Below are 24,693 nucleotides of genomic sequence, written 5' to 3'. Positions count from 1 at the left end.
CTCTTCTAAATACTAATATTATCCCATCAATTTCAACTCACTTTAGCTTCTCGCCTACTCTCCCTCCTTCCATATATATCATTTTCATCATATAAATTGTATTTCTGCTTAACTGAATCAACTTCGTCACTCATTTGATTATTTCTTTAACTTTATATAAATTCCTTCTTTCTAATTAAAATATTTTTATTTTAATTAGAATATTCCTGCCAACAAAAAAAGAAGTGGGTTTATTCCCACTTCTTAGCAATATTAACATCTTTATAATAATGATCAATAATTTCTTCGGGACTCTTTCCTTCCTTGGCCATAGCAAATGCTCCCCATTGACTCATTCCTACCCCATGTCCATAACCGCTTCCTTTAAAAGTCACTTCATTACCAGCAACTTCAATAGACTTTATCAGCGTCGACTTTAACTTATCTGGACCGATTGAAGTTCGAAAACTAGCTGCTTTCATCTTCTTTGTTCTACCATCATACTTGATTGCTAAATCTATAGCCCGTCCTGTCTTATCTTTATTTAGAATCTCTATATCTTCAATAGCTTTCACACTCTTAACTCCTGCCTGCTTTAGTACCTCTATTATTTTATCCTTACCAAATGAAACAGACCATGACCTTATATCCTCCGGTGCTTCTTGATCTGGAGATTTAACACTAACTATATATGGTGGTTCAGGTTTACTATAGGCTAACCCTACCTTAGCACTAGTTGTTTCTCCTCCCGCACTAGAGTGGAACCAACCATTAATATAGTCACCTTCATAAATAATAACTTCACCTCTTGTCTTCTGGACAGCTTTCTTAATCTTATCATCAATATTCTGTGGACGATATGCTTGTGCCTCTTTATGACTACCGCTAATTACATTTGTTCCTTTATCTTCAAGTCTCTTCATCGCAAAAGTTCGAGCTATAATTGCCTGTGCTCCATAGGCATCTAAAGGCCAATCTTTCTTCATTTCTCCAGCCACAACACCCATAATATACTCTTCCATCTTCATAGTCTTCGTCTGTCCCTCTGTAGTCTTGACTTTAAGCGTAGGTTCTTCTATCTGCTTAACATTCTCATCAGTAATACCTTTTACTTTCGGCTTTCCTTGTTGTTGATTCTGTGCACAACCACTAAATAATGCTAACGTCATAATTAATAGAATACCAATCATGAACTTGAATTTGATTCTTTTCAAATTTAATCCCCCTCATTACTTTTAGTCTTATTCTGTCTGTAAATGAAGGGGATTATTCATCTCATTATTTAAAAAAGCCTAATAGAAACTCTTTAATCATTCTAATTAATCTAGTCAATAAACTTGCTTTCTTTACACTTTTACTAGCAACTAAGTTTACTGTACCTACCTTTCTATCTTGCTGAGTTAATACTAACTTACCTACAGTTTCTCCTTGCTTAATTGGTGCTTCTACTTCTTTATTCAATTTAACATCTCGCTCAATTTCACCATCTCCAGTTTTGACAACTGCTTGTAAGTCTTTTGCTGTTTCTACGGCTACCTTCAATTTTTCACCATTCTTTACCTTAACTTCCCCTATATTCTCTCCCTTACTTACCACTTTTGTTAAATCAAATCTACTAAATCCATAACTCAATAATTTAGCTGATTCTTCAACTCGACTTTTTTTACTATCCGTCTGCATTACTACTGAGATTAATCTCATACCATCTCTTTTAGCTGTAGCCGTCAAACAATAACCAGCCTCATCTGTCCACCCGGTCTTAAGGCCATCAGCACCTGGATAATATTCAATTAAACCATTAGTATTATAAAGAGTAAATTCCCCATCTCTAATTGTATCTATCCAAGTACTAGTCCAATCTAAAACTTTTGGATGCTTAGTAACTAATCCTCTAGCCATTACAGCCAAATCATACGCACTACTATAATGTTCTCCATCGTCAGTAGGCAAGCCAGTACTATTTACAAAATTAGTATGCTTTAAGTCTAATTCTTTAACCTTTTGATTCATCATCGCTACAAAACTACCTTCTGTTCCGCCAATATATTCCCCAATCGCTACACAAGCATCATTCGCCGAAGCAATAGCTATCGCTTCTAATAATGTCCTTACTTTCATCTTCTCTTTCGGAGCCAAGTAAATTTGGGAACCACCCATTGAAGATGCAAATTCACTAGTAATAACTGTATCATCTAGAGTGAACTGTCCTGAATCTATAGCTTCCATTGCTAATAATAGCGTCATAATCTTAGTCATACTAGCCGGTGGAAGTTCTTTATCTTTATTTTTAGCAAATAAGACTTGTCCTGTTTCTGCTTCCATTAAGATTGCTGACTTAGCTTCAACATCAAAGCCAACTGCAAATGCTGGTAAGGTCATCATCAAGAGACTACTAACTATTAAAATACAAGTTATCAATTTCTTGTTGAACATTTTCATTCTAATCTTCCTCCTTGATTTAATTACTCCTCTTTCTTCGCTTCTCGCCATAGCTCTTCTAATTCTTCTAAGGACTTATCCTTGAATTTTGCTTCTTCTTTTTTTAATGCTGATTCTATATACGAAAATCTTCTTTTAAACTTATTTGTAGCATCTTTTAAGACTAATTCTAAGTGGAAATCTAAAAATCTACCTACATTTACGATAGCAAATAGTAGATCACCTAATTCATCTCTAATCTTATCTTTATCTTCACTTTTTAATGCCGCTTTGAACTCTATTAGCTCTTCTTCAAGTTTATTTAGAGTCCCTTTAATACTAGGCCAATCAAACCCAACTTCTGCCGCCTTCTTTTGTATCTTCTGGGCTTCCATTAGGGCTGGTAATCCTTCTGTAACTGCTAAAATTGTTTCTGTATCATCTGTAGTATCGTTCTTTTCAACTGCTTTGATATCCTCCCACCTATCTAAAACAGCATCTGCTGTTTTTAACTTTTCGGTTCCAAAGACATGAGGATGACGTCTTATCATCTTATCACTGATACTATAAATAACATCCTCAATATCAAACTCATCATTCTCCTTAGCTATTTGAGCATGAAAAACAACCTGTAATAAGAGGTCACCTATCTCCTCACATAAACCTAAAATATCTTCATTCTCTATCCTCTCTAAGACTTCATAGGTCTCTTCAATTAAATAAGGTCGTAAAGTATTATGATCCTGTTTCAAATCCCACGGGCAACCATCATCTGCTCTTAGCTTTTCCATAATCTTTACTAATGTATTAAATTCTTCCATTTGATTTAAATTGCCTTCAACTTTCCCTTTTAGAGGTGGAATGTAAACAGAGGTTAAATGGTCTATCCACTTAACTCTATCTAATTCATATAAAGGAACTTCTACTCTTTTCTCTAACTCAGATATTCCCGCTGCCTTAATAATAACGACTGAATGATCTTCCGGATAAACCTCAAGTAAAGTCAATTTTACATTAGATGCGACTAACTGATTATAAAATTGAGTCAACATTAAATGTTGATTAGTTGATAAATCTCCTTTTGTAAAGCTTAAACTATCTAGCACCTGTAAACCCTCTATTGGATCTATATTCAAAGAAGTAAAGATCACATCTAAAAAACTTTCCCCGGAAATAATCCCTATCTTTCCTGGATCTACTTCTGCTAATAATTTTCGAACTGATTCTTCCGCTACTAAAGGGTTGCCAGGTACTGCATAACCAACATCCAAGCCTTCTTTTAATTGAGTTATTAATACTTCTTTAATCTTCTCATATACATCATTGAAGTTCTCTTCGTCATTATAAATAGAATCGAAGGTTTTAAATTCAATATCTCTTGTTGATAATTGTTCAACAATCGGATGCTCTCTAGTTCTTAAAAAAAGCTTGTCTACTCTCTGTAATGCTTCATAGGCACCCAAAGTTAGGTGATCTATCTTACCTGGTCCTAAACCGATTACTTTTAAGTTACCTAACTCTTTATCTAACATTCTATCCCCTCACTAATCCAATTCTTAATAAGATCACAGCTAATTTATCTCCAACTTTAGGAATCAACCTAATATCACGTTCTTTTACTGCACCACTGATCATAAGTACCAGACCATAAATTAAAGCTCCAGCAAAGACTGCTGTTAAAGTAGCAACAGTATTATGATTTGCTAAACTGATAGTCTTATTATAAATTGGTATAATTGCTAAACTCATTATTACTACAGATAATATCGGTTTCAGTAACATATCCTGATAATTATAATTATAACCTATTAAGCGCCCTATAGCCAACAAATTTAGAACTGCAGCTAAACAGAAACCGGAAGCTGTCGCAAAAGCTGCTCCGCGAATACCTATGCCTGGAATTGATGTTAGTTGGTAATTCAAAGCCGCATTCAATGCTGCTCCTAAGAATAAGTTCCTAGCTGGAATCGCCGTCTTACCAATCCCTTGTAAGATGCTAGAGGAAGTCTGCTGTAAACAGATGAAGATGACTCCCCAAGATACATAGCGGAGAGGAATTCCTGCTTCTGGAACATCGAATAACATATCAGTAATAGGCGTTGCTAATATTAATAGCCCGACAGCCGCTGGCAAACAGATAAAAATAGTTATTCGTAAAGCCGATTGTGTTCGAGCTTTAATCAATCTGTCTTTTCCCAAAGCAAAAGCTTCAGAAATAGCTGGCACTAAACTAGCTGCTAAAGAAACCGTTAATACTGTAGGGAAATTAACCAATACCATTGCCATTCCAGCAAAATCTCCATATAAGCCGGTTGCTTCATTAATAGAAAAACCTGCTACCTGTAATCGCCAAGGGATTAAAGTAGCATCTACAAACTGCATTAATGGTAGCACTAACGCACCTAGGGTCACCGGAAAAGCTAGAGATGCTAACCGACTAATTATTTTACTAATCGACAATTTATCCCCTGGTCCACTTAAAGCGAACTCATCAATTTCATTTTTATGTTTATAGTAAATATAAAGCAAGACTGTTAAACCAGCAATCGCTCCGGTAACAGCACCAAACGCAGCACCTGCTGAAGCAAATTTAATTCCTTTAGATAGTAAGAGATAAGCCAGTAATAACATAGTAGTCATTCTGACTAATTGTTCTACTATCTGTGAGATAGCCGTTGGATTCATTGTCTGTAATCCCTGGAAAAAACCACGATATGAAGCCATAATCGAAACAAAAAAGATAGCCGGAGCAATAGCTAAAACCGAATAGAATGCTCTCGGGTCTCTTAATATATTCTGAGCAATAGGCTTAGCGGTAACTATTAAGCCAAAGGAAAATATTAAGCCTAATATAAAACTAATGCTTAAAGCAACTCTGAAGATTCTATAAGCACTCTTTTGGTTGTCTTCTGCTACTTTCTCTGCTACTAACTTTGAAATTGCTACTGGAATACCTGATCTAGAAATAACTAAAATTGTTGTATAGATGGGATAAGCCATTTGATAGAGTCCAATACCTTGTTTACCTATTAAACGGGTCAATAGAACTCTATAAAATAGACCCATGAATTTACTAATAAATGCTGCTAAGGTTAGGACTAAAGCCCCTTGCAAAAAACCTTGTTTATTATTCTTAACCATCTACTGACTCCCTTTCTCTTCTTTTAACTTTAGAGCCCATCTTATCATTTTCTAATTCAATATAATCTACTTCAATCCCTTTTATTTTTTATTAACTCATAAAAAAAAGTGAGCCAGAAGATGACTCACCCTTAAAACTACTCTATTCTTCCATCTGTTTGGCTAAAAATCCAGCAGCAGTGTTGGCTAATTTAGTTTCTAAATCACCCATTGTTGCATTAGGGTCTTGCGAACTTAAAACGACCACACCTAACGGATCACCCTGTGAAGAAACAATAGGCGCTAATACCTGTGAACTAAACTTACAGTCTTCATCATCGCCTTTACACCCTTCGCAAAAGGCATGCTCTCCTGGCTCTTCCATTACTATAGTCTCTCTTTCTTCTAAAGCTTTTTCTGCTGCCTGACTAATTGGTTTATCTAAAAACTTCTTTTCAGGTGCTCCTGAAACTGCAACTACTACATCTCTATCCAAAACACAGGCTATATAGCCAGTAACCTCATGTAATGAATCAACATACTCCTGTGCAAATTCACCTAACTGTCCAATTGGAGAATACTTCTTTAAAATTACTTCACCATCTCGATCAACAAATATCTCTAACGGTTCACCTTCACGAATACGCATCGTTCTCCGGATTTCTTTCGGAATTACAACCCGACCTAAATCATCTATTCTTCTTACTATTCCTGTAGCCTTCATAATCTTTCTGGCTAAACAATTCTATAATATGGATAGAATTGCAACCAGATTTCACCTCCTTAATTTATAATTATTGAGAGACCCTTCCATTCATAGTATATAGCTAATCTTATATTTTTATTCTCAAACTCTAATAAATAGTACTAATTCATAATTTATACATCAAATTGACTCCTCTATATGGAAGGGAAGGCATTTATATTCTATCCTTTTCAACTATTTACTATTCTGAGTATTATTTAAAAAGTTCAAGATATCAATTAGAGTATCCAAATTCTTTGTTTCATCCTTAACCACTTTTAATTTTAAAATCGGTTCTTTTGTAGCCCTAAAACGAATTTGGCCTTCATACTTTCTACTCAATTCAATAACCTGTTCTCCCAATAAATAATCGGCGCTATTAAACTTAACTACTATTGCTTCTCCTTCAGACTTGATACTTCCTACATCTAAATCTAAAGCTAACACTTTTATTTTTCCAATTTTAATCAAATTTAATACTGGTTGAGGGATAGCACCGAACCTATCCACCAATTCATCTTTAATATCGGCTACATCTTCTAGTTCCATAATACCCGAAATCTTTTTATAAATTTCTATTTTTTGTTTGGAATCTGGAATATAATCCTCAGCAATATAGGCATCAATATCTAAATCAATATTAACCTCTACACTTTCTTCTTCAGATTTCCCTTTTAACTGCTTGATCGCCTGTTCTAATAATTTACAATAGAGCGAAAATCCAATAGCTTCAATATGACCATGTTGGTCGGGACCTAAAATATTACCAGCACCTCTAATCTCTAAGTCGCGCATAGCTATTTTAAAACCAGAACCTAAATTGGTAAACTCTTTAATAGCCTGCAGTCTCTTTTCCGCAACCTCTGATAATATCTGGTCACTCTTATAAAGCAAATAAGCATAAGCAACACGATTAGTCCTCCCTACTCGACCACGAAGTTGATAAAGCTGTGACAGCCCCATCTTATCAGCATTATTAATAATTATTGTATTTACATTAGAAATATCTAAGCCAGTTTCAATAATTGTAGTACAGACTAATAAGTCATACTCTCCTTCTAAAAAAGCAAGCATAATCTTTTCTAGTTGGCTTTCACTCATTTGACCATGTGCTACTGCTAACTTTACTTCGGGTACTAACTTTTTGATGCGAGAAGCTACTTTATCAATATCTGCCACCCGATTATGAACAAAATAGACCTGTCCACCTCTATTTAACTCTCTTTGAATCGATTCTCTAACTAAGTTAGGACTATATCCCCTGACGTAAGTTCTAATCGGATACCTATTTTCTGGAGGAGTTTCAATTAAACTCATATCTCTCACTCCTACCAAGGACATATGTAATGTCCTTGGTATCGGTGTAGCAGTTAAGGTTAAGACATCAACACTTCTTTTAATATCTTTTAACTTCTCTTTATGCTTAACCCCAAAACGTTGTTCTTCATCAACGATTAGTAATCCTAAGTCTTTAAATTCAATATCCGAAGATAAGATGCGATGAGTTCCAATTATAACGTCTACTAAACCTCTTTTTAAGTTTTTAACAACTTCTTTTTGTTATTTTGGTGTCCTAAATCTACTTAACATATCAACATTAACAGGATAATCTTCAAATCTTTCTACAAATGTATTAAGATGCTGCTGAGCCAGAATAGTTGTTGGTACTAACATGGCCACTTGTTTGCCGTCCATAACTGCCTTAAAAGCAGCTCTAATAGCCACTTCTGTCTTACCATAACCAACATCGCCACAAAGCAAACGGTCCATAGGCTGAGGTGATTCCATATCCTCTTTAACCTCTTGGATAGCTTTCAATTGGTCAGCTGTTTCCTCATATGGAAAGTCCGCTTCAAACTCTTTTTGCCATACCGTATCTTCAGAAAAAGCATATCCGTTAGCCACTTCTCGCTCAGCATAAAGTTCTAATAGACCTTCAGCCATCTCTTGAACCGATTCTTGAACCCGTTTCTTAACCCTTGACCAGTCATTACTTCCTAAACTGTATAGTTTAGGTTTTTCTCCTTTCGTTCCCACATACTTTTGAATTAGATCAACTTGCTCAGTTGGAACATATAATTTATCTTCATCAGCATAATTAATTAATAGATAATCTTGACTATGTCCTTGGACTTCCAAAGTCTTTACCCCTAGATATTTACCAATCCCATGATTTTCATGTACAACATAATCATTCACATTCAACTCTTCAAATGAAGAAATCTTAACTCCCTGATCATAAGCCTTAACCTTTCTTTTTCGTTTCCTCTTAGTCTGTTTAAAGATATTATTCTCAGCAAAAAGGATGAACTTTATTGCCGGTAAAATTATTCCTTCTTGTAAAGTGTCTGTTGTTACCACTATATTCCCCGGTTTAATTTGGTCTGAAACTTTAGTTACATAGAAAGCAGGTAACCCTTCCTCTTTTAAGGCATCAACTAATCTTTTACATTTACTCTTAGTAGATAGAGTTATGAGAACCTTAAATCTATCATCCTTCAATTCTTTTACTCTATCAATAAACTGACTAACCTGCCCATGAAATACCTGAGGCTTTTCTATATTAAGCTCTAATTCTTTATCTACCTTTAAACCTTTAATCTTAGACGCTGTACTCAAATATAGTTTAGAATAATTATAAATATCAGATAATAATTCTTCGAAAGGCACAAAGTTTTCTTCATAGTTCTTTAAAATACTTCCTTGTTTTAATAAAGATAACTTCAATTCGTTAAGGTCATCAATTATATTAAAAGCTTTAGCTCTAATTCGATTAGGAGCATCAAAGATTAAATCTCCTTCTTGAAAATAATCAATTAAAGTAGACATCTCTCTATAAATAGAAGGCAGATACTGTTCAATCCCAGGAAAAATAATCCCTTCTCTTAATTTCTCAATATCTCCTTCTATTCTTTTTTCTAACTCAGATGCTTCATTCTCATTTTCCTTTCCTAAAATTTCTTCTTTAGTTGCAGTTAATAGTTCTCTTATACTCTTAATTCCCTCATCTAAAGTCATGGAACTCAGTAGTATCTCTGTCGCTGGTGGTAAACTCACATTACTTAAGTCTTTAATAGAACGTTGAGTAGCTAAATCAAACTCACGAATTGATTCAATCTCATCACCGAAGAGTTCAATCCTTACTGGATTATCTTTCGTCAGAGGATAGATATCAATAATTCCACCTCTGATACTGAAATCACCTTTGTTCTCTACCATATCGACTCGCTCATAACCTTGTTCTATTAACTGTTTGCCAAATTCTTTTAAATCTATATTATCATCTATGTTAATCTCAAAATGGTAATCAAAGAATATTTCCTTTGGAGTTAACCCTTGAAGCAAAGCTTGAATAGGAACAATAACTATTAGGTCACTCATAGTTTTTAAATTTTCTAACACTGTTAATCTTTGAATCTTAACTGAAATATCAGTCTCTATTCTTTCATGAGGTAAGATATCTAATTGTGGAAATAGAAATATTTCATCCTCGGGTAATAGTCTTAATAACTCTTCATAAAGGTCATTAGCCCGTTGCCAATTATAGGTAATTAATAATTTCTTTCCTTTCAGTTCCTCATATAAGTTTGCCATAACAAAGGCCCTATGTGAAGCTGATAAGTTAATTGACAACTGAGTATTCAAATTTTTACTGAAATTTTGCTTTATATCCTTAATCCTTTTGGATTCTTTTAAAACTCCAACCACACCATTATTCATTTTATCTTGACTCCTTTTAATAAATCAATTATACACCAAAAAGGACCTTAGTCCTCTACCAAGGTCCTTAAAATTCCCTCTCAAAAATCTAATGTAATAAATTATCACCAACCAAAGAGGTTAGGTCATCTTCGATTTCACATTCATCACAAATAATCCCTATCTCTATTCTATTTTCCGTTCTTTTTATTATATCCTCTTTCTCATCTGAAGTCAAGATAGACAGCCCCAACTTTTCCTCATCTATTTTTTCTACTTCTAATTCATCCACTAATCTATTACATTGGTTGCAATAATAGATTAATTCCATTATTAATTCCTCCCTATCCTGGTTAGAATCATATAATTCCACAAAGTATGAAAGACTGTAGCAACTAAGACACCGATTAGAATCCCATTAGTCTGAAGATAAACTGACCAAGTTAGATAGCCAAAGATTGCATGGTCTAAGATGCTTGACAGACCAGCAAATAAGCCATGATCTTCCGCAGAATAGATATCATAAATAGCTTCAATGATTCCAAAGAATAAATGAACTAAGAAGAGATTTGCTCGTAAAAAATAAGCTGAAAAGCTTTTAAGAGTCTCCTCTATAAACGGAACTAAATAGATAATTACTTCATTTCCAGTTTCCTCTACTAAATATCTATTAAGCACCATCGCACTTAAAGCAGCAATTAATCCCGCTAAAATAATATTCATACTCCCACTCCAGCCTTAACTAATATCTATTGATAATACCTCAATTATAAGTATTAGCTATTAGCCAAAGAAATATGTAACGATTTTAATTAAGGTTCTTCCATAATTAATGCTAACGCCAAAAATTCCGCGATAACTTACATCAATTAATTATGTGCGAATTTAATTATAAAATTTACTTAATTATATTCATTCATAGCAGTCTCCAAATCTTCTTCTAATGCTACTTCGACTGCTTTGGCTGCTGTTAGTATTATCTGCTGAACTTGTTTTCGATTATCTTTATCAAATTTACCTAAAACATAGTCACTAACCGTCATATATTCTGGTGGCCTTCCAATACCAATTTTGATACGAGCAATCTGCTTGCTACTTAAATGATTGATGATGGATCTCATTCCATTATGTCCACCATGTCCACCACCATTTTTAATTCGTAACCTTCCTACTTCTAAATCTAAATCATCATAAATAATGATTATGTCTACTGGTTCAATATCATACCACCTAGCTAATTTCCCAACTGCTTCTCCACTATTATTCATATAAGTCTGCGGCTTAACTAAGATTACTTTTTCACCTTGATATCGAAAACTACCGGTTAATGCCTCTTTCTCTTTCTTATTAACTTTTACATGATGTCTTTTAGCTAATTCATCTATTACTCTAAAACCAACATTATGTCTTGTCTTAGTATATTTAAAGCCTGGATTACCTAAGCCAATAATTAATTTCAAAACCAATCTCCTCCTTTTAAAATTAAGAAAAGACGTAATCAAATTAATGATTACGCCTCCGTTAATAAATCTATAAATTTCTTTATTCTTCTTCCTCTTCGATTTCCTCTTCTTCGTCTGGCTCTTCACCGATAACTTCTGGTTCTTCAATCTCTTCTTCTTCGACTTCATCTGGTTCAACTTCAAGTTCTGTAGGAACAACCACTGTTACTACTACTTCGTCACCAGAAGTTACAATCTCTACATCTTCTTCAGTTTCTAATTCTGCAACATGTAAAGATTCACCTACTTCAAGTTCACTAATATCAACTTTAACGTCTTCTGGAATATTAGTTGGTAAACATTCAACTTCAATCTCTCTAAGTGCTTGCTGTACTACTCCACCTTCACGCTGTCCAGCAGCAACTCCTTCTAAAGTAACAGGTACTTCAATAGAGATCGCTTCATCAAGAGCAATCTGATGGAAGTCTACATGTAATAGCTGTCCAGTAATAGCATCCTTTTGAACCTCTTTAACCATTACTGTTTTGACTTCATCATCTACATCTAAGTCAATTATTGCGTTACCATTTATTACTTCCTTTAAATCTCCAGAATCTAATTTTAGATTAACTACTTCTTCTTTACGACCATATACAACACCAGGAACTAACCCTGCATCTCTTAATCTGCGAGCTACCCCTGATCCAGTTTCAGTTCTCACCTCTGCACCAAGCTCTAAACGTTCCATTACATACCCTCTCCTTTACTAAATTCTTCTCATAATCAATATTTTAACACTTTTTTAATTAAAAATCAAAATCTTAGTCGAATAAAACACTAACTGACAGATCTTTAAAGATTCTATCTAATGCTTCTCCTAATAGCGGTGCAATTGATAAAATCTTAACCTTGTCCAACTGTTTTTCATCAGACAACGCAATAGTGTTAGTTACTACCACCTCTTTTAGCGTTGAGTTTTCTAATCTTTCAATTGCAGGTCCAGAAAAGACTGGGTGAGTACAGCAGGCATAGACTTCTTCAGCACCTTTTTCTTGCAGTACTCTCCCTGCTTCTGTGATTGTTCCAGCAGTATCGATCATATCATCTAATAGAATTACATTCTTGCCTTTTACATTCCCAATAATATTCATAACCTCTGAAACATTAGGCTTTGGTCTTCTCTTATCAATAATTGCAATTGAAGTATTAAGTCTTTCCGCAAAATCCCGAGCTCTCTTTACCGCTCCTACATCTGGAGCAACAACAATAGTATCTTCAAGATCTTTATTTAAGAAGTACTCTGCTAAAATGGGTGCCCCTAATAGATGATCCACAGGAATATCAAAGAATCCTTGAATCTGTGCTGCATGAAGATCAAGACAGACCAATCTATCAGCTCCAGCGGAAGCTAATAAGTTTGAAATTAGCTTAGCAGAAATCGGATCTCTCGGCTTTGCTTTTCTATCTTGACGAGCATACCCAAAGTAAGGTACTACAGCCGTTATACTTCTAGCCGACGCCCTCTTTAAAGCATCCACCATAATTAATAGTTCCATAATATTCTCATTAACTGGTGCACTAGTCGGCTGAACAACAAATACGTCTGAACCACGAATACTTTCTTCAATACTTACGCCTATCTCCCCATCACTAAACCTTGAAACCTTAGAATGGACTAATGATGTCCCTAAATAATCACAAATTTCTTCGGCCAATTCAGGATTAGAATTTCCTGTAAATACCTTTAGCCTTTCTTTATTCATTCCCATTTAAGTTGGCCCCTCCTGTCTGGTTTTCCTCTAAATTATAGTTATAATAAATAATGACTAAAAGATTTAATACTACTTATATTTAATCATCTTTTTTGTTTGCTTTAGCCGGCACTCCCAATACTAATTCCTCATCATCTACATCCTTAGTTACAACTGAACCAGCACCTGTAATCGAATCTTGCCCAATCTTAATTGGAGCTACTAATGTTGAGTCACTTCCTATGAATGCACCATCTTGAATCTTAGTTTGGTGTTTTTCTTTCCCATCATAGTTTGCAGTAATAGTTCCAGCACCTATATTAACCTGTTCTCCAATGACAGCATCACCAATATAACTCAAATGTGGAACTTTACTTTGGTTACCAATTTTAGCTTTCTTAATCTCTACAAAATCACCAACCTTAACTTCTTGACCTAATTCGGTTCCTGGTCTTAGGTAAGCAAAAGGCCCCACTTTCGTCTTATCGCCTACTTTAGCCTCTAAAATAACTGAATTCTGAACTTCAACCTGAGAGCCTATCTCGGAATCTACAATTCTACTCTGTGACCCAATAATCGACCGAACACCAATCTTAGTATCTCCTTCAATAATTGTAAAAGGGTAAATAACTGTGTCTTCACCAATCTCTACCCCTTCATCAATGTAAGTATTCTCAGGGTCCATAATAGTTACCCCTGATTCTAAATGATAATTTGAGATTCTTTTCCTTAAAATCTTCTCTGCTTTTGCTAAATGTACTCTAGTATTGACACCTAAAGTCTCTGCTTGGTCATCAGTGACTACTGCAGTAACCTGCTCACCTTGATTCTTAAGCACTTCAATTACATCAGTTAAATAATACTCTCCTTGCGCATTATCAGCATCAATTTCATCTAAAGCAGCAAATAGAAGCTGACTGTCAAAACAATAAGTTCCTGTATTTACCTCAGTAATCTGTTTTTCTTCTAAAGTAGCATCTTTATCTTCTACAATTTTAGCTACATTTCCTCTTTCCCCTCTAACAATTCTGCCATATCCAGCGGGGTCATTAACTTCAGTCGTCAAAATAGAAACAGCTGCTTCTGTATTCTGCTGTTTATCTACAAGTTCTTGTAAAGTATTAATGGTTAATAAAGGAGTATCCCCACATAACACTAAGACAGACCCTACAAACTCATTTAATAATTCTTCAGCCTGCATTACTGCATGACCGGTACCTAACTGTTGGTCTTGATAAGCAAAATTAACATTTAAGTCTTCCAACTTTTGCTCAACTAACTCACCTTTATATCCAATAACAGCTATATTCTTTAATGGTTCTAAAACGCTAGCAGCTGAGATAATATGCTCTACCATCGATTTCCCACAAACTTCATGTAATACTTTGGGCAGCTCAGACTTCATCCGTGTCCCTTTACCAGCGGCTAAAATAATAGTGGCCAGTCTACTCATTCTCCTCAAGCCCCCTCTAAAATTAATCAAATAAGATAGAGTCAAAATCTACCTCTTCCCAATTACTCTCTTTTAATATTCTATCTATCTTCACTTCTGGATCAACAAACGGAATCTCTCCCGTTATTAAGTATTCTCTAATATAAATAGGATATAATGCATCCTTCAATCCATACTTAATAAATAATTTTAAATCTTGATAAGCAGCAAATAACCCAATACTAGAACCTCTAAATATCTCTTTAACTATCTTATCTAAACTGGCTCCTCCAATAATATTTGCTACATTACTCTTACGAACCATAAATAAAGTATCATCATAATTATGTAATTCGGGAATCTCTCTACCATAAGCTTCTTCTAAAGTTGTAATATCACAATTAAAATTATGACCTACTAATATATCCGGTTCAAACTCATCAATTATTTCTCTTAATAAATCTATTCCATCTTCTATTGATACAGAATCAGCTAGACTCTGATTAGTAAAGATAATACCAGTCTCTAGCCACTCATTATAACCTTTAATAGCATATTGGATTGAATCTAGATCACCCCATAAATATTCAGTATCTATACACATAATCTTCTTTGCTTTAGGACACTTACTCAATCTAGCTGAATGCTGAGGAGTAGTTAGTTCATTATAAGTCTTATCTAACCTTTCTAACTGGAGCATAGTCTTAGATTCTAAATCTTTAATCCCGATTATCTCTCCAATTCTTCTTAATGAAGCCGCTTTAAATTGAGCTTCAGAAGGAAAAGACTTTAACATCTTTCTCAGCCTCTTGCCTCGCCCTAAAATAACAGCTAGCTTATGCTTATAAAGGTCATCCTGGTTTAAGTAACCCATCTATTAGCACCTTCCTGGTTGCCTCTAGTTATCAGAAGCAAATTAAAGCCAAATCTTCTTCTTACAATCTATATTATAATATATTATATCCATAATTAAAACAAAAAATGGAGCAATTGCTCCATTTTTTAGTCTAAATGGTCAGAATGATATAAATATGCTCACTCTAATGATATAACAATTGCTAATAACAGAAAACATTATAACAAGGAAATAATTCTATGTCAAGCTTATTGTATGTAATTTAAGGAAAAAGTATTAGACAGGACACAAAACTTTTCCCGGCAAATTATTATTCTGCTGATAATCTTTGATAACAAATTGACCATTAACTAATAAGTGTTTTATTCCTTGAGCATACTGATGTGGATTGCTGTAAGTAGAACGGTCCTTGATTTGATTTAATTCAAAAACAACTAAATCAGCTATTAAGTTAGGGGCTATCTTTCCTCTATCACTTAAACCTAACTTTTGTGCTGGCATAGAAGTCATTTTTTTGATTGCTGCTTCTAGAGTAAGCAATTCCTTATCAACCACAAATTCTTTGATAACTTTCGGAAATGTTCCATAAGCACGAGGATGTGGTTTCCCTTTATCCAAGATCCCATCTTTAACCCGAGTTAAAGCATCAGAACCGATCATACTAAAATTAGAAGTTATTACTTCTTCTAAGTCTGCCTCTAACATTGAAAATTTAACCATGCTTACTGACAATTCTTCGGCAATTAATAGATTAATAGCTATATCCTCTGGAGGGCTGCTTTCTTCCTCTGCTATTTGCTGTATACTTTTACCTATTAATTGTTGATTATCAGATTGGCTTACTTCAGCTATTAATATCTTATCCCATGACTCCTTCTCTCTTCTCTCTCTTTGCCAGTATTTTCTGATTTTAATTATAGTTTCTTCTTCCTGCAGCATTTTTAGTACTTTTCGACGTCCACCTTTGTTTACTTCAGGTGGCAGAAGAGCTGCTAAACCAGTAGATGTAGCTAAATAAGGATAAACATCACAGTTAATATTTAACCCCTTTTGATTAGCATTAGCTATTAATTCTAATGTTCTCTTTACTTTCCCCCAATTCTTCCTGCCGGTAGTTTTGTGATGTGAGATCTGAACAACTACTTCTGCTTGCTTACCAATCTCAATTGTTTCTTCAACAGCTGTGATTAATTTATCACCTTCATTACGAATATGACTAGCATAGATTCCGTTATATTCAGCTACTACTTTAGATAATTTAATTAATTCATCAGTCTTTGCATAAGAAGATGGAGGATATATTAAACCTGTAGATAATCCCCAAGCCCCTCCTTCCATGGCTTGCGCCAATAACTTCTGCATCTTCTTTAATTCCGTATTAGTAGGTTCACCTGTCTTATCACCCATAACTGATTTGCGTAAGAGCCCATGACCTACTAAAGAAGCTATATTTAGAGCACACCCTTTTCTATTTATTTCTTTAAAATAACCAGTAAAGTCATTCCAATTTAGATTCAATTTATATTCCTGTAAGTTACGGATAACTGAGCCTTTCGATTCTTCAGTTACAGGAGCAGCTGATGAACCACAATTACCAACAACTTCAGTAGTTACCCCTTGGTACACCTTGCCACTAGCTAAAGGATTGGCTAGCAACGAAAAGTCAGAATGGGAATGGATATCTATAAAACCTGGTGCTACAACAAATCCATTAATATCATACTCCTCTACTGCTGCATCTTTACTCAAGTTTCCTATAGTAACAATAATCCCATCCTTAATTCCGATATCAGCAGCAAATTTATCCTGACCACTACCATCTACTACTAAACCACCTTTTAATTTTAAGTCTAATTTCATCTAAGACTCCTTTCTAAAGTAGTTGTCCATAAAAAAAGACTTCTTATCAATTGATAAGAAGTCTTTACTAATCATTTATCTTTTGGTTCTAAGTCTTCACTTAATAGCTTTACTAAACTAGCGCGATTAGAGACTGGATATAAAGAAGTTAACTTCTCTTTACTTACTCTAATTTCATTTAAAGATTCATCATCTATCTTCTCTTCTTCTTTATTTTTTTCTTCTTTAACTGTTCCTAACTGTTCCTGAATACCAGCAATATTCAAACCATTATCCAGCAACTTTTTAATCTTATTTAACTTTTCTATATCATTCTGTGAATAGATCCTTTGATTCCCTTTAGTTCTAGCTGGTTTAATTAACTCCGAATCTTCATAGTAACGAATCTGTCTTCTAGTCAACCCAGTCATTTCCTTGACTACTCCAATTGAATATACTGGAGTATTAGGATCTATTTCTGCCATCTACTTTCAACTCCTTCAGTTTCTAGGATACACTCGCTTCTAACGATATACTCCCCATAGTACATACATATTAACAAAAAGTAGTCATCATGTCAATTGCTTAATAATAATTTTCGCACACTTTAAATCTATTTGCATATTATATTACTGTTAAATCAAGTTAAAGTTATAAGGGGGAAATAATTATGAAAGAAGGTCAAGTTATTAACCTATTTCCTGGTGGCAATACTGCTCAAGGCTTCTATTCTTTTTATGAATATTTACCATATAATGTTGATCGAATCTTCATTATTAAAGGAGGTCCTGGTACTGGTAAATCTACTTTTATGAAAAAGATCGGTGAAACTATGATAGAGAAAGGCTTCAATATCGAATATCACTGGTGTTCATCTGATAATAACTCATTAGACGGTCTAGTTATTAAAGAACTTAAAGTAGCATTCTTAGATGGTACTGCACCTCATATGGTAGACCCTGAATATCCAGGTGCAGTTGATGAAATCATCAATTTAGGCCGATATTGGGACCGTGAGCTTTTAAAGGAGTATACAAAAGAGATTAAAGATTTAAACGACCAAATATGGGGTCTATTTCAAAGAGCCTATGACTACTTAGCAACGGCTAAGTTAGTTCACGATGAATGGGAGGATTACTACATAAAAGCTATGGACTTTCAAAAAGCTAATCAAAAGACAACCGAAGTAATTGATAAACTCTTTAATACCCAACCTATCAGTGAAGAGGCTGGCCAAACTCGCCGTCTATTTGCTAGTGCCTTAACTCCACAGGGTCCTGTAGATTATCTTAGTAGTATTACCTCTAATATAAGGAATCGCTATATTATTAAAGGTAGACCGGGTACTGGCAAGGCAACCTTAACCCAAAAGGTAGCTGAAGCTGCTTTAGAGAGAGGGTATGATGTACAGTTCTTTCACTGTTCTTTTGACCCAGAAAGTGTAGATACAATCATAATTCCTAAACTTGATGTCGCTTTAATTGATGGCACCGCTCCTCATCAGATAGAACCAACTAGAGAAGGTGACCAAGTCATTAATATGCTAGACTGCGTTGACCAAGAAAAGGTTGACCAATTTAATGATGAAATTTTAAATGCTAAAGAGAGATATAATAAATTAATTTCTAAAGCAATCACTAAAATTGCTAATGCTAAAAGCCTACATGATGATTTAGAAGAATATTACATAGAAGCTATGGACTTTGAAGCTATTGATGAACGACGTAAATCTATAGTTGCTGAAATCTTATAATTCCTTCATAGTCTTAAAGATTAATACGTCCCTGGAGTTCTAAGGGCGTATTAATCTTTCACACCCAAGAACTTGGTTTAACTATAACTTCCTCTTTCACTTCATCTACTTTTTCTAAAGTTATTAAAGAGGTATAATCGGAAACTAACTTCTCTGATGGTTCAGCAGTTTCCATTAATACGCCAATATCTAAGACTTCAGCTTGAAACTCTTGCATTAAATCCAACATGCCTTTAGCTGTCCCTCCAGCTTTCATGAAATCATCAATAATAACTACTTTAGAATTAATCGGTAAAGCTCTACGAGATAAAGACATAGTCTCTATCTTTTTAGATGACCCAGTAACATAATTGATACTTACTACTGAACCTTCTGTTACCCGAGTATCCTTTCGTACACTAACTACCGGTAGATTCATAGCCCTCGCAGTAGCTAATGCTATAGGAATCCCTTTAGTCTCTATAGTAATTATGTAATCCACTTCTAAATCTGCAAATTTCGTAGCAAAGATTTTACCTACTTCCATAATTAATTCCGGGGAAAAGATAAGGTCTGTCATGTATAGAAATCCACCCGGCAGAATTCGTTTGGCATCAGATAACTCTTCACATAAAAGATTGACTGTCTCTTTAATATCTTGGCTCGCTTTATTGGGAATGAACCTAACACCACCGGCAGCACCTGATAATGTCTCAATCTTACCCATCTCTTCTGCTGCTAATACCCTCTTAATAATAGCTAAATCTTCACTTACAGTTGATTTAGCAACTGAAAACTTCTCTGTAAAGTGGCTTAAAGAGAATAGCCTATATGGTTTATCGATTAAAATTTTAGTAATTGCTACAATTCTTTCGCTTCTCCGCATCTTCATCGTTATTTCTGGCACTCCTTCCGAACAATAACTATTCAGTTTATCGTTTTGTTCATGTTTCTTTAAGTATTAGGTAAAGTCCTGCATAGATTTTGAATTATCTCTAAATCCTCTTGCTTGTCAACATCAAAACCTAATTCTGGATAATCAGTAATGACCGCTTTACAACGGTCATTAATTAAGTTAGAAACTCTTTTCTCTAATTCCACTAATGATAATCTGCCGCACAGAAGCTTAATTACAAACTTAAAACCTAATACTCTACTCATCTTTAAAGGATGCTTACGATTAGCCATTATGCGTTCCATTAAATCTGCTGATTTATTGATTATTTCTGACCTTATCAACCCTAAGTTTCCACCAGTATACGTTCCTTCTTTTAGTTTTACATAAGTCCTTGCTGAGTGCGGATAAGCGGCTAAATTTTTTTCTTTACGAATGATTGGATAATAGACACCAAACCTTCCTTTAAACTTCTCACAGTCATTAATAAAAGCATTAATGGCATTAGCAGTAATTAATGGAATATCTGAGCTAATCACTAATGTATATTGACTCTCCTCAAATTTTCTCTTAATCATATCTAAACCTAATTCTATATTATCAACTATACTCTCTTTACTCCCCACTACTAGGTCTGCTCCATTTGCCAATAACATTTTTTCTTCCTCTTTAGGCCCAACCACTACTACTTTATTAATTCCTTTAGCAGCAAGCAATGCTTGTAAGATATAGGCGATCATCGGTCTTTTTATCACTTGAATTAATGCCTCATAATTTACGGTCAAATCATCGGTTATTAAGTCTTTGTTCTTCCCTCCTGCTAAAACGACAGCATTATACTTCATCTCTACATTCTCCTTTTTATTTGATGATTATGCCGTGAGGAGTAGTTTTAGTCGTTCTTATAATAAATTCTTCTGGCAATCGCTTTTTCAGTCTAATTTTTATCCGCCTAGCTGTATCAAAATCATCAGTAAAACCTAACATAGTAGGGCCACTACCCGACATAAGAACCTTCTTTGCTCCTGCATTTTCCAATAGTTCCTGTAACTCTTTTAGTTCTCGATAACGTTCCATAGTCACTTGAGCTAACAAATTGCTAGTGGCTAAAATAATCTCTAAATCATCACCCTCTTTAAGCACAGTTAACATCCTATCTAAATTAGGATGCTGACTTATCTTATCGAGCTCTAAGCTTTGATATATTTCAGCAGTAGAAACAGGAAATGGTGGTTTTACTAATACTAAATTCAGTTCTGGATTAACTTCTAATGGTTCTAAATCAGTACCTGTTCCGGTTGCTAAGACTGTTCCTCCCACTATGCAAAAGGGCACATCTGCTCCTAACTTTGCACCTAGACTAATTAATTGGTCGTTTGTTAATTCTAATTTCCATAATCGATTAATTGCTACCAAAGTAGCCGCAGCATTAGTGCTCCCTCCTGCTAATCCAGCTGCCACCGGAATATTCTTACTTATCCCAACCTTTATCCCACCTGTAAGTCCGTATTCGTCAAATAGAAGCTTAGCTGCTTTATAGACTAAGTTTTTAGGACCTGTTGGTACTTGAGGATTATCTACCTCTATTTCAATCCCTTTATCTATCTTAGTAAATGATAATTCATCGGCTAAATCTATACTCTGCATAATCATCTCAACTTCGTGATAACCATCTGCACGCTTACCTATTACATCTAAAATTAGATTAATCTTTGCCTGAGCAGTTAACTTTAGAGTTGTATTCAATTACTTATCCTCCCTAGATTCGAAATTTTATTAATTAATCAATGATATGATTAGAACACAAAAAGGTCATATTGAGCAAATCATACATTTTTCGGTCAACATCTTGGTGAGTAGGAGCCGAAAATATGGCCGAACCACAGGACGTGGTGAGCTAATCTCAGGACAGGACGTCCTATAGATTAGGAAGCCTTATTTTTGGCGGATACGAACCTTAGATGTTTCGAAAAATGTATTTTGCCGCGAAAGGTGACCTTTTTGTGGTTATACCATAATATACTTCCTCTAAATTAACAATTTCTCCTGCTTTAAGCTAACTACTCTTCGTTAATTTCAGTTATTCAACAAGTACAACTTCGTTTAATTCTTCTTTAGGCTTTAGTTCATCCTTTATTAAATTTAGTATCTTTTCTGGATTCTTCTCATAGAATATTACCAGTATATCTCCTGGTTCTGTTACTTTTAATGCTTCCTTTACTGCTTCTAACTCCGATAAGACAAATTTAAATTCTTTTTTATAACTAAACCTCTTTATTCCCGTAGCTAGTAACTGGGCTGCTTCTCCTTCTTTTCTTCCTCGCAAATCCTCATCTTCTTTAATAAATATCTTCTCAATCTCTTTTCCAGCTAAGTGTCCTAGTTTTATAATAGATTCATCTTTTCTATCTCCTGGAACACCGATTACACCGACTATTCCTTTGGTTTTTAACTCTTTTGCTACTTCCAAAGTTGCTTCGTAACCAGCCAAGTTATGTCCATAATCTAATATAACCTTTCTCCCTGCTATTTCTATAAGGTTCAGTCGTCCTAAATTCTGCTTATAATCTTTACCAAAATCTTTTAAAGTCTTTCTAATAGCTTCCGTTTCAACTCCAAAGTCAAAAGAGATAGCTGCTGCTAATAATATATTTTCAATCATATGCTTAGCTATTCCCTTATACGTTGCTGGAATCTTATTTACATCAATCAATTCTAATTCTTCTTGCTGATGATTAATCATTACCTTATCCTCTTTAATATAAACTGCAGTTCCACCTTGGGCCATATGCTTCCTGACAATGAAATTATTATTCTGTTGTGAGACATAAATAATATTCTGCGCATTACTCTTATTAGCCAATTTAACTACTTCTTTATCATCTGCATTCAAAATAGCACTGCCTTCATCATTAATTCTTTCAATCACTAAAGATTTGATGTCAGCTAAATCTTCTAAACTTTCTATCCCATCCTGACCTAAATGGTCAGGAGAAATATTAGTTATTACTCCAATATCACTCTCATCATATCCTAAGCCATCCCTTAAAATTCCGCCTCTAGCTGTTTCTAAAACAGCTACTTCTACATTAGGATCTCTTAATACAGTCTGAGCACTTAGTGGTCCCGTGGTATCTCCTGATAAGACACATTGCTGATTAATATAAATACCATCAGTAGTCGTCATTCCCACTTGATAGCCTTTTTGCTGCAAAATTAGGCTAACTAGCCTAGTTACTGTTGTCTTTCCATTAGTTCCTGTAATCGAAATAATAGGAATCCGGCTTGGTTCTGTTGATGGAAATAACATCTCAACAATAGCTCCAGCAACATCTCGTTTTTTACCAACAGTAGGATAATGGTGCATCCTAATCCCTGGCGCTGCATTGACTTCAATAATAGCACCTTGATTATCTGAAACTGGTTTACTAATATCTGAGGTAACTAAATCTACCCCTGCAATATCTAAACCGACTACTTCAGCTGCTCGAAGTGCTAATTCTTTATTAAGAGGATGGATATCATCTGTCTTATCAATAGCTGTACCACCTGTACTGAGGTTGCCTGTCTCACGTAAAAAGACCTGCTCTCCCTCCTTAGGAATTGAATCTAAATGATAATTTTGATGAGCTAAAAGGCGAAGGACTGTTTGGTCTACCTTTATCTTAGTTAGAGGTAAACTATGTCCCTCTCCTCGCAGTGGATCATTATTAACCTCTTTAATTAAATTCAAAATATCTGTCTTACCATCACCGATAATATGAGCTGGAATTCTTTGTGCTACTGCCACAGCTTGTCCATTAACTACTAATATTCGATAATCATTACCAGGAATCATCTCTTCTACTATTACTTCTGCACTATACTTTTGAGCTAATTTAAAACCCTCCTCTACCTCATTGGAAGTAATAAGATTAAGACTAATACCTTGACCCTGATTAGAATTATATGGTTTTGTCACCACCTTACCTTGAAACCTTTCAGCTACTTCTATAGCCTCTTGTTTAGTAGTAACTATCTCTCCATTAGCTACTGGAAGTCCCATTTCATACAATAAATTTTTAGCTAGCCATTTGTCACAGGCTGTATCAACTCCTATACAAGAAGTCTGCTGGCTAATAGTGGCCTGGATTTTCTTTTGATACTTACCATAACCTAATTGAATTAAGCTATTGCGTTCACCCAATCTAATTGTTGGTATATTTCTTTTATGAGCTGCTTCAACTATTGCCTTAGTACTAGGACCTAATGCAGAACCTCTGTCTTCTTCCTTTAATCTTCCCATAATCTCTTTCATATTCACCACCTGACCATTAATGATAGATAAGACTAATCTATAAGCCTCTTTTCCTGCTAAAATTGCCGGGGTTTCTCTTTCATACTCGTACACTATATTATAAATACCTGGTTCTTCAGTTCTCCGAGTACAACCATAGTTGACTTTATGTCCTAAGAGATTTAATAATTCAATTGCAGTATGCTCTATTATGTGACCAAAATAGGTACCTTCTTTAAGTCTAGTTATGAAGCCTCCTGGTCTACCTAAAGCACAATAATGCTCTCGTAAGGTCGGAATTAATTTGATTAATCTAGAATTAAAGCCTTCTATATCTTTACTTTCTTTAGCCTTAAATTCTTCTAAATCAATTTTCATTTTAATTACTGGTTGGTAGGTATAAATATTAGCACCTGGTAAAGTAGAAATTTCTAAAAGCTTCATTCCCATAACCACCTTCATCTCTTTGACTAAATCATTTTAAATACCATAATTTAATTATTTTTTCA

Annotated in this window: 20 protein-coding genes and 1 pseudogene; 1 reads left to right on the top strand and 20 read right to left on the bottom strand. The window is 34.7% G+C overall.

What is annotated here, in order from left to right; translation table 11 throughout:
• Nucleotides 1-230 precede the first annotated feature (230 nt).
• The 16 genes and pseudogenes from BM077_RS10180 to BM077_RS10110 form a co-directional block, all read right to left on the bottom strand.
• Complete coding sequence (locus BM077_RS10180; RefSeq protein WP_255361618.1) at nt 231-1,193, bottom strand: SpoIID/LytB domain-containing protein; 963 nt, start codon at nt 1,191-1,193, stop codon at nt 231-233.
• Nucleotides 1,194-1,257: 64 nt separating this feature from the next.
• Nucleotides 1,258-2,418, bottom strand: a complete 1,161-nt coding sequence (locus BM077_RS10175) for a D-alanyl-D-alanine carboxypeptidase family protein (RefSeq protein WP_089749993.1) — start codon at nt 2,416-2,418, stop codon at nt 1,258-1,260.
• Nucleotides 2,419-2,441: 23 nt separating this feature from the next.
• Entirely contained in the window at nt 2,442-3,929 is a 1,488-nt protein-coding gene (mazG, locus tag BM077_RS10170) for a bifunctional methyltransferase/pyrophosphohydrolase YabN (protein WP_090003522.1), read from the bottom strand.
• 1 nt (nt 3,930) lies between these two features.
• Nucleotides 3,931-5,538, bottom strand: coding sequence for a putative polysaccharide biosynthesis protein (locus BM077_RS10165; protein ID WP_089749988.1), 1,608 nt, complete (start codon nt 5,536-5,538; stop codon nt 3,931-3,933).
• Nucleotides 5,539-5,680: 142 nt separating this feature from the next.
• Nucleotides 5,681-6,241 carry a stage V sporulation protein T gene (gene spoVT / locus BM077_RS10160; protein WP_089749985.1) on the bottom strand — a complete coding sequence of 187 codons (561 nt, stop codon included), beginning with the start codon at nt 6,239-6,241 and terminating at the stop codon, nt 5,681-5,683.
• Between the two features lie 216 nt (nt 6,242-6,457).
• Nucleotides 6,458-7,579 carry a TRCF domain-containing protein gene (locus BM077_RS14040; protein ID WP_255364348.1) on the bottom strand — a complete coding sequence of 374 codons (1,122 nt, stop codon included), beginning with the start codon at nt 7,577-7,579 and terminating at the stop codon, nt 6,458-6,460.
• Nucleotides 7,580-7,618: 39 nt separating this feature from the next.
• Nucleotides 7,619-9,643 (bottom strand): annotated as a pseudogene (locus BM077_RS14035) (DEAD/DEAH box helicase); the annotation flags it as partial.
• A gap of 427 nt (nt 9,644-10,070) precedes the next feature.
• Entirely contained in the window at nt 10,071-10,292 is a 222-nt protein-coding gene (locus BM077_RS10150; RefSeq protein WP_089749981.1) for an anti-sigma-F factor Fin, read from the bottom strand.
• 2 nt (nt 10,293-10,294) lie between these two features.
• Nucleotides 10,295-10,684, bottom strand: a complete 390-nt coding sequence (locus tag BM077_RS10145) for a hypothetical protein (protein ID WP_089749979.1) — start codon at nt 10,682-10,684, stop codon at nt 10,295-10,297.
• Between the two features lie 179 nt (nt 10,685-10,863).
• Nucleotides 10,864-11,421 carry an aminoacyl-tRNA hydrolase gene (gene pth / locus BM077_RS10140; RefSeq protein ID WP_089749977.1) on the bottom strand — a complete coding sequence of 186 codons (558 nt, stop codon included), beginning with the start codon at nt 11,419-11,421 and terminating at the stop codon, nt 10,864-10,866.
• 82 nt (nt 11,422-11,503) lie between these two features.
• Nucleotides 11,504-12,151 carry a 50S ribosomal protein L25 gene (locus BM077_RS10135; RefSeq protein ID WP_089749975.1) on the bottom strand — a complete coding sequence of 216 codons (648 nt, stop codon included), beginning with the start codon at nt 12,149-12,151 and terminating at the stop codon, nt 11,504-11,506.
• A gap of 73 nt (nt 12,152-12,224) precedes the next feature.
• A complete protein-coding gene (locus tag BM077_RS10130; RefSeq protein ID WP_089749973.1) occupies nt 12,225-13,172 on the bottom strand; it encodes a ribose-phosphate diphosphokinase in 948 nt (315 codons plus the stop codon).
• Nucleotides 13,173-13,254: 82 nt separating this feature from the next.
• Nucleotides 13,255-14,607, bottom strand: a complete 1,353-nt coding sequence (gene glmU / locus BM077_RS10125) for a bifunctional UDP-N-acetylglucosamine diphosphorylase/glucosamine-1-phosphate N-acetyltransferase GlmU (RefSeq protein WP_089749972.1) — start codon at nt 14,605-14,607, stop codon at nt 13,255-13,257.
• A 22-nt stretch (nt 14,608-14,629) separates the two neighbouring features.
• On the bottom strand, nt 14,630-15,460 hold the full coding sequence (locus tag BM077_RS10120; protein ID WP_089749970.1) for a hypothetical protein: 831 nt from the start codon (nt 15,458-15,460) through the stop codon (nt 14,630-14,632).
• A gap of 258 nt (nt 15,461-15,718) precedes the next feature.
• Complete coding sequence (locus BM077_RS10115) at nt 15,719-17,302, bottom strand: N-acyl-D-amino-acid deacylase family protein (RefSeq protein ID WP_089749968.1); 1,584 nt, start codon at nt 17,300-17,302, stop codon at nt 15,719-15,721.
• A gap of 71 nt (nt 17,303-17,373) precedes the next feature.
• On the bottom strand, nt 17,374-17,766 hold the full coding sequence (locus BM077_RS10110) for a MerR family transcriptional regulator (protein ID WP_089749966.1): 393 nt from the start codon (nt 17,764-17,766) through the stop codon (nt 17,374-17,376).
• A gap of 185 nt (nt 17,767-17,951) precedes the next feature.
• Here BM077_RS10110 and BM077_RS10105 point away from each other — a divergent pair, with 185 nt between their 5' ends.
• Entirely contained in the window at nt 17,952-19,034 is a 1,083-nt protein-coding gene (locus tag BM077_RS10105; RefSeq protein WP_089749963.1) for a PRK06851 family protein, read from the top strand.
• 58 nt (nt 19,035-19,092) lie between these two features.
• Here the strand turns inward: BM077_RS10105 and purR are convergent, their stop codons facing one another.
• The 4 genes from purR to cphA all read right to left on the bottom strand — a co-directional run bounded on the left by purR (nt 19,093) and on the right by cphA (nt 24,628).
• Nucleotides 19,093-19,905 carry a pur operon repressor gene (gene purR, locus BM077_RS10100; RefSeq protein ID WP_089749961.1) on the bottom strand — a complete coding sequence of 271 codons (813 nt, stop codon included), beginning with the start codon at nt 19,903-19,905 and terminating at the stop codon, nt 19,093-19,095.
• 62 nt (nt 19,906-19,967) lie between these two features.
• Entirely contained in the window at nt 19,968-20,753 is a 786-nt protein-coding gene (locus BM077_RS10095) for an NTP transferase domain-containing protein (protein WP_089749958.1), read from the bottom strand.
• Between the two features lie 16 nt (nt 20,754-20,769).
• A complete protein-coding gene (gene ispE, locus BM077_RS10090) occupies nt 20,770-21,654 on the bottom strand; it encodes a 4-(cytidine 5'-diphospho)-2-C-methyl-D-erythritol kinase (RefSeq protein ID WP_089749956.1) in 885 nt (294 codons plus the stop codon).
• 334 nt (nt 21,655-21,988) lie between these two features.
• Nucleotides 21,989-24,628: a cyanophycin synthetase gene (gene cphA, locus BM077_RS10085; protein WP_089749954.1), complete on the bottom strand. Its 2,640-nt coding sequence runs from the start codon at nt 24,626-24,628 to the stop codon at nt 21,989-21,991.
• Between the last annotated feature and the right edge of the window lie 65 nt (nt 24,629-24,693).

This window comes from Candidatus Frackibacter sp. WG13 (genome assembly GCF_900114655.1).
Taxonomy (GTDB): Bacteria; Bacillota; Halanaerobiia; order Halobacteroidales; family Acetohalobiaceae; genus Frackibacter.
The sequence above is the reverse complement of the archived record's forward strand: the minus strand, read 5'-3'. Positions and strand labels throughout refer to the sequence as shown.

Coding starts and splice junctions, on each gene's coding strand:
- BM077_RS10175 (WP_089749993.1), bottom strand. CDS start 2,418: ATGAAAATGTTCAACAAGAAATTGATAACTTGTATTTTAATAGTTAGT.
- mazG (WP_090003522.1), bottom strand. CDS start 3,929: ATGTTAGATAAAGAGTTAGGTAACTTAAAAGTAATCGGTTTAGGACCA.
- BM077_RS10165 (WP_089749988.1), bottom strand. CDS start 5,538: ATGGTTAAGAATAATAAACAAGGTTTTTTGCAAGGGGCTTTAGTCCTA.
- spoVT (WP_089749985.1), bottom strand. CDS start 6,241: ATGAAGGCTACAGGAATAGTAAGAAGAATAGATGATTTAGGTCGGGTT.
- BM077_RS14040 (WP_255364348.1), bottom strand. CDS start 7,579: ATGAGTTTAATTGAAACTCCTCCAGAAAATAGGTATCCGATTAGAACT.
- BM077_RS10150 (WP_089749981.1), bottom strand. CDS start 10,292: ATGGAATTAATCTATTATTGCAACCAATGTAATAGATTAGTGGATGAA.
- BM077_RS10145 (WP_089749979.1), bottom strand. CDS start 10,684: ATGAATATTATTTTAGCGGGATTAATTGCTGCTTTAAGTGCGATGGTG.
- BM077_RS10135 (WP_089749975.1), bottom strand. CDS start 12,151: ATGGAACGTTTAGAGCTTGGTGCAGAGGTGAGAACTGAAACTGGATCA.
- BM077_RS10130 (WP_089749973.1), bottom strand. CDS start 13,172: ATGGGAATGAATAAAGAAAGGCTAAAGGTATTTACAGGAAATTCTAAT.
- glmU (WP_089749972.1), bottom strand. CDS start 14,607: ATGAGTAGACTGGCCACTATTATTTTAGCCGCTGGTAAAGGGACACGG.
- BM077_RS10120 (WP_089749970.1), bottom strand. CDS start 15,460: ATGGGTTACTTAAACCAGGATGACCTTTATAAGCATAAGCTAGCTGTT.
- BM077_RS10115 (WP_089749968.1), bottom strand. CDS start 17,302: ATGAAATTAGACTTAAAATTAAAAGGTGGTTTAGTAGTAGATGGTAGT.
- BM077_RS10110 (WP_089749966.1), bottom strand. CDS start 17,766: ATGGCAGAAATAGATCCTAATACTCCAGTATATTCAATTGGAGTAGTC.
- BM077_RS10105 (WP_089749963.1), top strand. CDS start 17,952: ATGAAAGAAGGTCAAGTTATTAACCTATTTCCTGGTGGCAATACTGCT.
- purR (WP_089749961.1), bottom strand. CDS start 19,905: ATGAAGATGCGGAGAAGCGAAAGAATTGTAGCAATTACTAAAATTTTA.
- BM077_RS10095 (WP_089749958.1), bottom strand. CDS start 20,753: ATGAAGTATAATGCTGTCGTTTTAGCAGGAGGGAAGAACAAAGACTTA.
- cphA (WP_089749954.1), bottom strand. CDS start 24,628: ATGAAGCTTTTAGAAATTTCTACTTTACCAGGTGCTAATATTTATACC.